The sequence below is a fragment of the Rhodosalinus sp. genome (genome assembly GCF_041685465.1).
Classification (GTDB): domain Bacteria; phylum Pseudomonadota; class Alphaproteobacteria; order Rhodobacterales; family Rhodobacteraceae; genus Rhodosalinus.
In genome coordinates, this window is the sequence record NZ_JAWLFS010000095.1 from 1 (window position 1) to 10575 (window position 10575).

The 10575-nt window shown below is 72.6% G+C and carries 12 protein-coding genes and 1 tRNA gene; 4 read left to right on the forward strand and 9 right to left on the reverse strand.

Annotated features, from left to right (window positions below; translation table 11 throughout):
• Positions 1-70: 70 nt before the first annotated feature.
• From ACESL7_RS08085 to ACESL7_RS08110, 6 genes are all read right to left on the reverse strand, one after another.
• Positions 71-1177, reverse strand: a complete 1107-nt coding sequence (locus tag ACESL7_RS08085; protein WP_372892808.1) for a MerR family transcriptional regulator — start codon at positions 1175-1177, stop codon at positions 71-73.
• Positions 1178-1192: 15 nt separating this feature from the next.
• Positions 1193-1492: an integration host factor subunit alpha gene (gene ihfA, locus ACESL7_RS08090; protein ID WP_372892809.1), complete on the reverse strand. Its 300-nt coding sequence runs from the start codon at positions 1490-1492 to the stop codon at positions 1193-1195.
• A 99-nt stretch (positions 1493-1591) separates the two neighbouring features.
• On the reverse strand, positions 1592-2563 hold the full coding sequence (locus tag ACESL7_RS08095) for a beta-ketoacyl-ACP synthase III (protein ID WP_372892810.1): 972 nt from the start codon (positions 2561-2563) through the stop codon (positions 1592-1594).
• Entirely contained in the window at positions 2560-3681 is a 1122-nt protein-coding gene (gene plsX / locus ACESL7_RS08100; protein ID WP_372892811.1) for a phosphate acyltransferase PlsX, read from the reverse strand. Before plsX ends, ACESL7_RS08095 begins: the two co-directional genes overlap by 4 nt.
• A gap of 25 nt (positions 3682-3706) precedes the next feature.
• Positions 3707-3913: a 50S ribosomal protein L32 gene (gene rpmF, locus ACESL7_RS08105; protein WP_372892812.1), complete on the reverse strand. Its 207-nt coding sequence runs from the start codon at positions 3911-3913 to the stop codon at positions 3707-3709.
• 158 nt (positions 3914-4071) lie between these two features.
• On the reverse strand, positions 4072-4635 hold the full coding sequence (locus ACESL7_RS08110; protein WP_372892813.1) for a YceD family protein: 564 nt from the start codon (positions 4633-4635) through the stop codon (positions 4072-4074).
• A 116-nt stretch (positions 4636-4751) separates the two neighbouring features.
• Here ACESL7_RS08110 and ACESL7_RS08115 point away from each other — a divergent pair, with 116 nt between their 5' ends.
• The 3 genes from ACESL7_RS08115 (at position 4752) to ACESL7_RS08125 (ending at position 7892) form a co-directional block, all read left to right on the forward strand.
• Positions 4752-5177: an outer membrane protein assembly factor BamE gene (locus ACESL7_RS08115; RefSeq protein WP_372892814.1), complete on the forward strand. Its 426-nt coding sequence runs from the start codon at positions 4752-4754 to the stop codon at positions 5175-5177.
• A gap of 75 nt (positions 5178-5252) precedes the next feature.
• Positions 5253-6002: a GNAT family N-acetyltransferase gene (locus ACESL7_RS08120; protein WP_372892815.1), complete on the forward strand. Its 750-nt coding sequence runs from the start codon at positions 5253-5255 to the stop codon at positions 6000-6002.
• A gap of 42 nt (positions 6003-6044) precedes the next feature.
• Positions 6045-7892: an ABC-F family ATP-binding cassette domain-containing protein gene (locus ACESL7_RS08125; RefSeq protein WP_372892816.1), complete on the forward strand. Its 1848-nt coding sequence runs from the start codon at positions 6045-6047 to the stop codon at positions 7890-7892.
• On the opposite strand, the gene ACESL7_RS08130 is transcribed toward ACESL7_RS08125, so the two are convergent.
• Positions 7889-8959: an AbrB family transcriptional regulator gene (locus tag ACESL7_RS08130; RefSeq protein WP_372892817.1), complete on the reverse strand. Its 1071-nt coding sequence runs from the start codon at positions 8957-8959 to the stop codon at positions 7889-7891. The genes ACESL7_RS08125 and ACESL7_RS08130 overlap by 4 nt on opposite strands.
• A gap of 77 nt (positions 8960-9036) precedes the next feature.
• On the opposite strand from ACESL7_RS08130, the gene ACESL7_RS08135 reads away from it, so the two are divergent.
• Complete coding sequence (locus tag ACESL7_RS08135; protein WP_372892818.1) at positions 9037-10155, forward strand: arginase family protein; 1119 nt, start codon at positions 9037-9039, stop codon at positions 10153-10155.
• Positions 10156-10185: 30 nt separating this feature from the next.
• On the opposite strand, the gene ACESL7_RS08140 is transcribed toward ACESL7_RS08135, so the two are convergent.
• Positions 10186-10259 (reverse strand) — tRNA-Gly (locus tag ACESL7_RS08140).
• Between the two features lie 73 nt (positions 10260-10332).
• A partial coding sequence (locus ACESL7_RS08145; protein WP_372892819.1) for an ASKHA domain-containing protein occupies positions 10333-10575 on the reverse strand: 243 nt, incomplete at its 5' end.

The window sequence follows — 10575 nt, forward strand, 5'->3', positions numbered from 1 at the left end:
GCGTTCTACCTGTTCTGACGGCGAGGGCAAGGGCGAATCCCGGCACGGAGGGCGGCCATGCCGCGGCGTCTCAGTGCCGCGGCCGCGGCGCGTCCGCGCGGCGGGCGTGCAGCGCGGCGAGCGCGTCGAGATGAGGCTGCATGGCGCGGGCCGCGCCGGGCCGGAGGCCGCGCAGCCGGGCGAGGGTGCCCAGCGGGCCGGGCGCGGCCTCGAGTGCCCCGTCCTCCGGGTCGGGCGGGACGTCGGTGCGCAGCGGCACCGGCCGCCGCGGCGCGTGGACGGGTGGCGCCGGTGGTATGCGGCGCGGGGCCGGCACGCCAGCGCTGACGGGCGACTCGGCGAAGAGCTCGGCCTGGCGGGGCGGCGCCTCGGGGGCGGCCCCCGCGTCGGTTGTGCCCGGGGCGGCGTCTGCAGTCGGCGCGTCGGACAGCGGGCCGCCGGGAGGCGCGGAGGATTGGGGCGCCCCTGCCTCGGAGGCGCTGGCCGGCGCGGGTGGCGGCGTGTCCAAGGCGGACTCCCGGGCAGGCTCTGCGCCGCCCGCCGCCGCGGGGTCGGCGCCCCCCTTGGAGGCGGGGGCGTCGGCGGGCCGGGCGGTCTCTTGCGCCGGGGCCGGAGGTGTGCCTGCGCCGTCCTCGGGCAGTGTGCCGTCCTCGGGCACTGTGGTGTCCGCCGTCGGTGCGTCTGCGCCGTTCTCCACCATGGCCGCGGAGGCGTCTGCGGTGTCGGGCGATTGCACCCCGGCCGCGTCGTCCGTGCCGGTGGGGGCGTCCGTGGCCTCCCCGTCGCACGGCGCCTCCGCGGGAGCGTCGTAAGACGCGGGCGCGGGCGCCACGCGGGCGGCGAACGGCAGGATTTCGGCCCCCGGCGTCTCGGCCGCGCCCTCCAGATCCGCACCGTCCTCGAGAGGGGGCGACAGCGCCGCGACGTGCCGCACGCCCTGTTCGCGCAGAACCTTCTGCACGCCCTTGATGGTCATGCCCTCGTCGTGCAGCAGCCGCTTGATGCCGCCGATGAGCGCCATGTCCGAAGGCCGGTAGTAGCGGCGCCCGCCCGCGCGCTTGATCGGCTTGATCTGCGGGAACTTGCTTTCCCAGAAACGCAGGACATGCGCCGGCGTCTCGAGCCAGGCGGCCACCTCGCTGATCGTGCGGAAGGCATCGGGCGATTTATCGGCCATGCGTGGCCCCGGCGCTCAGCGCCGGTTCCCTTCCGCGACCCGCTCCTTCATCAGGTGGGACGGCCGGAAGGTCAGCACCCGGCGGGGATGGATCGGCACCTCCTCGCCCGTCTTGGGGTTGCGGCCGACGCGCGCGGCCTTCTGGCGGACGCTGAAGGTGCCGAAGGACGAGATCTTGACCTGCTCCTCCTCGACCAGCGCGTCGGACATGTGCTCCAGCACGCTTTCGACGAGATCGGCGGATTCGTTGCGCGAAAGCCCCACTTCGCGGAACACCGCTTCGCTGAGATCCATGCGCGTCAGCGTCTTTCCCATGCCTATCCCCCCTGTGCCCTTTGGGTGACCTTAGAGCCAGGAGAAATTCCCTGTCAACGTCAGGGGTTTGCAGCCGGCGTCCGGCCGCCATCGGGCGTGTCACCAGCGCAGCACGACGGAGCCCCAGGCGAGCCCGCCGCCGATCGCCTCCGTCACGAGGAGGTCGCCGGGACGGATCTGACCGCGGGCCACCCCGACCGAGAGCGCGAGCGGGATGGACGCGGCGGAGGTGTTTCCGTGGTCCTGAACGGTGACAACGACGTTGTCCATCGGCATCTGCATCTTCCTCGCGGTGCCCTGGATGATGCGGATGTTGGCCTGATGCGGCACGATCCAGTCGACGTCGGTGCTGGTCACGCCGGCCTTGTCCATCGCCGCCTGCGCCGTCGCGGCGAGCTTGTCGATGGCGTGCCGGAAGACCTCGCGCCCTTCCATGCGCAGGTGTCCCACCCGCTCCGTCGAGACGCCGCCGTCGACGTAGAGGATGTCCTTGTGCCGCCCGTCGGAATGCAGGTCCGTGGCGAGGATGCCGCGGTCCTCGGCCGTGCCGGTGCCTTCGCCCGCCTCCAGCAGGAGCGCGCCCGCCCCGTCGCCGAAGAGGACGCAGGTCGCGCGGTCCGACCAGTCCATCAGCTTCGAGAAGGTTTCGGCACCGATGACGAGGATGCGCTCTGCCTGTCCGGAGGCGATCAGCGCCGAGGCGTTGGCGAGCGCGAAGACGAAGCCCGCGCAGACCGCCTGAATGTCGAAGGCGAAGCCGCGCGTCATGCCGAGCTCGGCCTGCACCATGGTCGCCGAGGACGGAAACGTCAGGTCGGCGGTGGAGGTGGCGAGGATGATCGCGTCGACGTCGTCCGGGGCACGGCCGGCCGCCGCGAGCGCGGCACGGGCCGCTTGCGTCGCCATCGCCGAGGTCGTCTCGCGCTCGTCGGCGAAGTGGCGCCGTTCGATCCCCGAGCGTGCGCGGATCCATTCGTCGGAGGTGTCGAGGAACGATTCGAAATGGCTGTTCTCGACGACCCGCTCGGGCAGGTAGTGCCCGACGCCGGTGACGATGGCGCGGCGTGTCATGCGTGCGTCCCGTTCTTCTGTCCCGGTGTCGGCGTCGGTGCCGCGGGCGGCGTCTCGGCGGTTCCGGCGATTCGCTGCGCGAGACGTTCGGAAAAGCCCGATTGCGCGAGCTGAAAGGCGAGCTTCACCGCCGCCGAGACGCCGGTGGCATCGGCCGCGCCGTGCGATTTCACCACCGTGCCGTTCAGGCCGAGAAAGACGCCGCCGTTGACGCGCCGGGGATCGATCCGTTTCTGGAGCCGCCGCAGCGATGTGTAGGCCAGGACAGAGGCGAGGCGCGACAGCGGCGTGTAGGCGAAGGCCTCGCGCAGGAGGTCCCCCACGAGCTTCGCGGTGCCCTCGCCGGTCTTGATCGCGATGTTGCCGGTGAAGCCGTCGGTCACGATGACGTCGGCCCGGTCGCCGGGAATGTCGCCGCCTTCCACGAAGCCGACGAAGTCGTAATGCGCTTGCTCGGCGTGTGCGGCGATCAGCGCGTGCGCGGCGTGGAGTTCCGCGCGGCCCTTGTGCTCCTCGGTGCCGACGTTGAGGAGCCCGATCCGCGGGCGGTCGAGGTCGAGCCCGTTGCGCGCGTAGGAGGCGCCCATCAGGGCGTATTGCAGGAGGTCCTGCGCATCGGCGCGGATGTCCGCGCCCACGTCGAGCATCACGTTGAAGCCGTGCGGGTTGCGCGAGGGCCAGAGCACCGCGATGGCCGGGCGGCTCACGCCGGGAAGCTTGCGCAGCCGCACCATCGAGAGCGCCATGAGCGCGCCGGTGTTGCCGCAGCTCACGCAGACCGTCGCCTCGCCGTCGCGCACCGATTCGAGGGCGGACCACATCGAGGTGCCCTGCCCGTGACGCATCACCTGGCTGGGCTTGTCGGTCATCTGCACCACGCTCGCCGCGTCGCGCAGCTCGACCCGGTCGCGCAGGTGGCGCCTTTTCGCGACGAGACGCGCAAGCTGGTCCTCCGGCCCGTGCAGGAGGAAGCGGATGTCCGGATTTTTCCGCGCCGAACTGTCGAGCCCGGCGACCACGGCCGCCGGCCCGAGATCGCCGCCCATCGCATCGACGCTGATGACCGTGCCCACGCTGTCGACGGCGGGCCCTGCATCGCGATCCTCGGGGGCTGTCATGCGCGGGGCCCGTGCCGTGGGTGCCTCAGGCGGCGTCCTCGTCCAGATCGACCTCTTCGACCATCTCCACCACTTCGCGCTCGGCGTAATGGCCGCAGGAGGGGCAGACATGGTGCGGGCGCTTGAGTTCGCCGCAGTTGGTGCATTCATTGGGATTGGCGCCGGAGAGCGCATCATGCGCCCGCCGCTTGTTGCGGCGCGCCTTGGACACTTTGTTCTGTTGAACGGCCATGATCGGACCTCGGTTCGTTTCGGGGGCGGCCCCGCGCGCCGCGGCGCAGGCAGACGGCGTTTCGCGGCACATAGGCGGGATGATCCCGCAAGGGCAAGCCCGAATTGGAGTGAGGCGCGGAAAATACAGTCATTCCGTCGCGGCGCAACCGCTTTTCCTCAGTCGTCGTCCTCCAGCCGGTCGCGCAGCGCGGCAAGGCCGGCGAAGGGCTTCGTCTCCTCCTCCGCGATGGGCGCGGCGCCGGGCGGCGTCGCGGTCCGCGCTTCCAGGGCCGCGCCCTCGGCGCGCGGGAAATCGGGAATCGCGAGCGACAGCGCCTCGGTCATCACCTCCGCAAGGTCCACCACCTCCGGCGCCGGCTCGGTCGTGTCGTCCTCGGGCATCTCCGTCTCGGAGCCGGCCGCCGGTGCGGGCATCTCGGCCACGTAGCGGCGCGTCACCGGCACGTCGATCCGCGTCGTCACCGGTTCCAGCGTGACCGCGCAGGGCTGGACGATCGTCGCGCCGAGATCGCCTTCGAGCCGCCAGTCGCCGCGGCCTTCGGGGTGGATCGCGCCGCTGAAGCGCAGCTTGGCCAGCTTGCTCAGGCCCAGCTGCCCGGCGAGCGCCTTGCGCGTCTCCCCGTCCGGCTGAAGCGCGAACTCGGTGGGCACGGCGCCCGGTAGCGCGGCAAGGCGGACGCGGTCGCTTCTGGATGCGGGATTGTCGCTCTGGCGGGCCATGTGGGCCGGGCTTCCTTTCTTGAACGGCTCGTGCAGTCTATGTAAGCGGTGAGGCGCGGTTTGAAAACCTGAGCGCGAGGGTCGCGATGCGGAGCAGGAACGGGGGTCGGAGTGCGGTGGCGCTACTGGCGGTGACGGCGACGCTCGCGGGTTGTTCCGCGCAGTATCGCGATCATGGATACGTGCCGCCGGCCGAGGACCTCGCGGCGATCGAGGTGGGGCGCGACACCCGCGAGAGCGTGCGCGAGACGATCGGCGCGCCGACCACCTCGGCGCTCGTGGACGAGCGCGGGTACTATTACGTCTCCAGCCGGATGCGCCACTTCGGCTGGCGCGCGCCCGAGGAGGTCTCGCGCGAGATCGTGGCGGTCAGCTTCGGCGACTCCGGTACCGTGACGAACGTCGAACGCTACGGGCTCGAGGACGGGATCGCCGTGCCGCTGGAACGGCGCGTGACCGAGTCGGGCGGCTCCGCCGGCTTCCTGCGCCAGCTTCTCAGCCGTCTCGGCGGCTTCTCGCCCGGCGCCTTCCTCGAGGACTGACCGCGCGGACCCGTCGCGCGCTTGTCCGCGTTTCCCGCCCGGTTTATCGTTGCGACAGGGCAGCAGGGTGCCGCCATGCATGTCATGGAGAAGGGACGCTACCGCGTGCGGCCGGCCGAGACGCCGGCCGATGTGGAGGCCGCGCAGCGGCTGCGCCACCGCGCCTTCGCCGCGGACCGCCCGGGCGCGCCGGCCCAAGGGCGCGACGCGGATGCATTCGATGGCCGCTGCACCCACGCGCTCGTCGAGGAGATCGCGACCGCGCGCGTCGTCTGCTGCTTTCGCCTGCTGCCGCTGCCGGGTGGCGCGCGCATCGGCGAAAGCTACTCGGCGCAATACTATGAACTCTCGCCCCTATCGGCGTTCGAGGGGCCGATCGTGGAGATGGGCCGCTTCTGCGTCGATCCGGAGATGACCGACCCGGACATCCTGCGTATCGCCTGGGCCGCGCTGACGCGTCATGTCGATGCGACCGGTGTGCAGCTCCTCTTCGGCTGCGCGTCCTTCAAGGGCACCGACGCGGCGGCCTATCTCGATGCCTTCGCCATGCTGAAGGAGCGCCACCTCGGTCCGAAACGGTGGCTGCCGCGGGTGAAGGCGCCCAAGGTCTTCCGTTTCGCCGCGCGTCTCCGGCGCAAACCGGACACGCGCCTCGCCATGCGGCGGATGCCGCCGCTTCTGAAAAGCTACCTGATGATGGGGGGCTGGGTGAGCGACCACGCCGTGGTCGACGACGAGATGGACACCCTGCATGTCTTCACCGGCGTCGAGGTTGGCGCGATCCCGCCCGCCCGCAAGCGCCTTCTGCGGGCCGTGGCCGAGTGAGCGGACGTTGACGCCGCGCCGCGCTCCGCTTAGCTCGCGCGCATGTCTGCACCGCTTCTCCAGCTTTCCGGGATCGAGCTCGGCTTCGGCGGCGCGCCGCTGTTCCGCGGCGTCGACCTTACCGTTCAGCAGGGCGACCGGCTCGCGCTCGTGGGGCGCAACGGCTCCGGCAAGTCCACGCTGATGAAGATCATGGCCGGGCTGACCGAGCCCGACGCCGGCCGCCGGACCCTGCCGCAGGGCGTCGTCGCCGGCTACCTTGAGCAGGACCCGCGGATGGAGGGCGCCGCCACCCTCGGCGACTACGCGGCCGAGGGCCTCGCTCCCGAGGAACGCTGGCGCGTCGAGCAGGCGGCCGAGGGGCTCGACGTGGCGCTCGACCGCGAGGTTGCGGCGGCCTCGGGCGGGGAGCGGCGGCGCGCCGCGCTCGCCAAGGTGCTCGCCGACGCGCCCGAGCTTCTGCTGCTCGACGAGCCGACGAACCACCTCGACATCGCCGCGATCCGCTGGCTCGAAGGGCGGCTGAAAGGCTGGAAGGGCGCGGTCGTCCTCATCAGCCACGACCGGGCGTTCCTTTCCGCGCTGTCGCGGGGCGTGCTCTGGCTCGACCGGGGCGTGGTGCGGCGTGCCGGGATCGGCTTCGACCGCTTCGAGGCCTGGCGCGAGAAGGTCTGGGAGGAGGAAGATCAGGCGCTCCACAAGATGGATCGCAAGATCCGCGCCGAATCGCACTGGGCGGTCGAGGGGATCAGCGCCCGGCGCAAGCGCAACCAGGGCCGCCTCCGCGCGCTGAAGGCGATGCGCGCCGAGCGCGCCGCCATGATCGGGCGCGAGGGCACGGCGGCCATGGCGCTCGAGTCGGGGCCGAAGTCCGGCCGGCTCGTGATCGAGGCCGAGGGCATCTCCAAGGCCTACGGCGAGCGCATGATCCTGCGGCCTTTCTCGCTCCGCGTGCTGCGCGGCGACCGGGTGGCCTTCGTCGGGCCGAACGGGGCCGGCAAGACAACGCTTCTCAAGATGCTGATGGGCGAGGTCGCGCCGGATACGGGCCACGTGCGCCACGGCACGAACCTCGTGCCGGCGGTCTTCGACCAGGCGCGCGCGCAGCTCGACCCGGACGCCTCGCTCTGGGAGAACCTGACCGGCGATCCGGCGCTGCGCGTCAGCGGCGAGGCCGATCAGCTCATGGTGCGCGGCACGCCGCGCCACGTCGTGGGGTACCTCAAGGATTTCCTTTTCGACGACGCGCAGGCGCGCGCGCCGGTGCGCTCCCTCTCGGGCGGGGAGCGGGCGCGGCTTCTCCTCGCGCGGCTCATGGCGCGGGAGAGCAACCTGCTCGTGCTCGACGAGCCGACCAACGACCTCGACATCGAGACGCTGGACCTCCTGCAGGAGTTGCTCGACGGCTATGAGGGCACGGTCCTGCTGGTCAGCCACGACCGCGATTTCCTCGACCGGGTGGCCACCACCACCGTCGCGCTGGAGGGCGAAGGCCGCGCGACCGTCTATGCCGGCGGCTGGAGTGATTTCGTCGCGCAGCGCGGCGGTGATCCGTTTTCCGGCGCACCGTCAACGACATCCGAGGCGAAGTCCACGCAACGCGCGAAGGGCGGTGGCAATGGGGGCGGGGCCGCCGCGAAACAGGACGGCGGGGCCGAACCCGCCCGCCTCAGCTTCACCGAGAAGCACCGGCTCGACGCGCTCCCGGACGAGATCGCGCGGCTGGAGGCGGAGATCGCCAAGCTCGAGACGCTGCTCGCCGACCCGGAGCTCTACACCCGCGAGCCGGTGAAGTTCCGCAAGGCGACCGAAGCGCTCGCCGAGCGGCAGGGAAAGCTCTCTGCGGCGGAAGAGGAATGGCTCACCCTCGCCGAGAAGGCGGAGGCCTAGCGCGGGAGCCTGAACCGGCTCGCCACGGCGAGGATCGCAACCGTCAGCCCGATGCGGAAAAGGTGATGCGCGGTCACGATCGCCGGGCTCGCGCCGAGGCTCAGCGCGACGAGCGACATCTCGGTCACGCCGCCGGGCGCGAAGCTGATCAGAAGGACGTCGAGCGGCTTGCCCGTGACCCCGGAGAGGAGCGCCGCCGCGCCGCCCGCCATCGCCAGCATCAGCCCCACCGACACCGCGCCGAGGCCCGCGGCGCGCCCGAGCATCGCGCCCGTCACGCCGAGAAAGCGCGCGCCGAGGCTCGCGCCCACCACGACCTGCGCGGCGATGATCAGCCAGCCGGGCAGCGTGACGGGGCCGAGGCCCGAGACGCTGAGCGCCGCCGCGGCGAGGAGCGGCCCCAGAAGCTGGCCCGCCGGCAGGCCCAGCCGCGGCCCGGCGAGGCCGCCGACAAGACCGGCGGCGAGCGTCAGCGCCAGACCTGCGGCCGTCACCGGCCCGCCCACGGCCCCGGTGACGCCCGCGGCGCTGCCCACCGGTGCGCCCTCGATCAGGGTGATGCCGACGGGCAGCAGCGTGATGACGAGGATGATCCGCAGGAACTGTTGCAGGGTGAGCAGCCGGATATCCGCGCCCGCCGCCTCGCCCAGCGCGATCGCCTCGTGCAGCCCGCCCGGTGTCGCGCAGTAGAAGGCCGTCGCGCGGTCGTAGCCGCCCAGACGGCGGAAGACCGCGTAGCTCGCCGCGAAGGCCGCGAGCGTGAAGACGGCGAGCGCCGCGAGACTGAGCGCGAGGGCGGGCAGGCGCTCGGCGAGGTCCGGCGTCACCTGCGCGCCGATCATCAGCCCGATCACCGCGATGAAGACGCGCCGCAGGCCCTCCGGGTAACGGAAGCCCGCGGGCAGGCGGTGCCCGCCGATCCCGGCGATCGCGCCGCTTGCCGCGAGGCTGCCGAGAAGCCAGGGCAGGGGCATCCCGAGCGTCGCCGCCGCGGCACCCCCGGCGGCCCCGGCCGTGGTCAGGATGAGCGCGGCGCGCGCGGTCGGGAGGAGTGCGGAGAGAGCCATGCGAGGCGCAAGGCTTATCCCCGCCGCGCGGGCGGCGCAATCTCGCCCGCGGGCCATGGTGCGCTAGACTGCACGGCATGACCGCTCCTCTCTTCATCGGCTCGGGCATCTACCGCGGCTCCAGCTACGGCCCGCGCCATCCCCTGCGCGTGCCGCGGGTGCCCACGGTCATGGACCTCGCCCGCGCGCTCGGCTGGCTGCCCTCCGCGCGCTACCGCCCGAGCCCGCGCGCCAAGCCCGCCGCGCTCGCCGCCTTCCACGATCCGGCCTATCTCGCCGCGCTGGAGCGCGCGGAGCGCGAGCAGGGGGTGAGCGAGGCGGTGCGCGCGCGCCATGGTCTCGGCACGCTCTCGAACCCTGTCTTTCCCGAGATGTTCCGCCGCCCGGCGACGGCGGCCGGCGGCTCGATGCTCGCCGCCGAGATCGCGGCGGCGGGGGGGCGCGTCTTCAATCCGGGCGGCGGGACGCACCACGGGTTCGCGGACCGGGCGGCGGGGTTCTGCTACCTGAACGACCCGGTGCTCGCGCTCTTGCGGCTCAGGGCGCTGGGCCTCGAGCGGATCGCCTACGTCGACATCGACGCGCATCACGCCGACGGGGTCGAGGCGGCCTTGGCAGGCGTCGAGGGGATGCTCCTGATCTCGACACACGAGGAACGCCGCTGGCCCTTCACCGGGGCGCTGGAGGATCGCGCAGGCGGCGTCGCGCTCAACCTGCCGCTGCCGCGCGGCACGCACGACGGGGATTTCGCCCGCGTGCTCGAGGAGCTCATCCTGCCGGCGGTGGCGGCGCACCGGCCGCAGGCCATCGTGCTGCAATGCGGCGCGGACGCGGTGACGGAGGACCCGCTCTCCCGCCTCGGCTGGTCGAACACGAGCCACGCGGCGGCGGTGCGCGCGCTCGCGCCGATGGCGCCGGGCTTCGTGCTGCTGGGCGGGGGCGGCTACAACCCGTGGTCGGTGGCGCGCGCCTGGACGCGCGCCTGGGCCGCGCTCGCGGGCCACGAGGTGCCGGCGCGCCTGCCGCCCGCGGCCGAGGCGGTGCTGCGCGGGCTCACGTGGTCGCACCGGCTGGGCCGCGACGTGCCGGAGGCGTGGATGACGACGCTCGCCGACGTCCCGCGAGAGGGTCCGCCGACCGAGGATGTCGCCCCACGGCTGCGTCGCCTCGCGGATCGGCTGCGCGTCCGGGTGTGACGCGGAGGGCGCCGAGGACGGGGAGGACGCTGGAGCGGGTAGCGGGAATCGAACCCGCAATAACAGCTTGGGAAGCTGCTGTGATACCTTTTCACCATACCCGCAGCGCCTTCGTCAGATACGCCCGCAGCCGTCGACGGTCAAGCGGGCATCGTGCGCCTGTGCCCGCGCCCCCCGTCAGGCGCGGCGGCGCCTGCGCCGGCCGCCTTCCTCGCGGCTGCCGCCGGTGTTGAAGGCGACGCGGGGCAGGGGGGCGACCGCAGCGAGCTCCGGGAAGGGGTCCACCGCGTGCGGGATCGCGTTGGCGGCGACGAAGTGCTCCTGGAAGCGGGGCTCGATCGCCGTTTCGACCTTGACGATCTCGCGCACGCGCCGCTCGATCTCGGCCCGCGCGCCCCGGTTCAGAAGCGCGATGCGCGC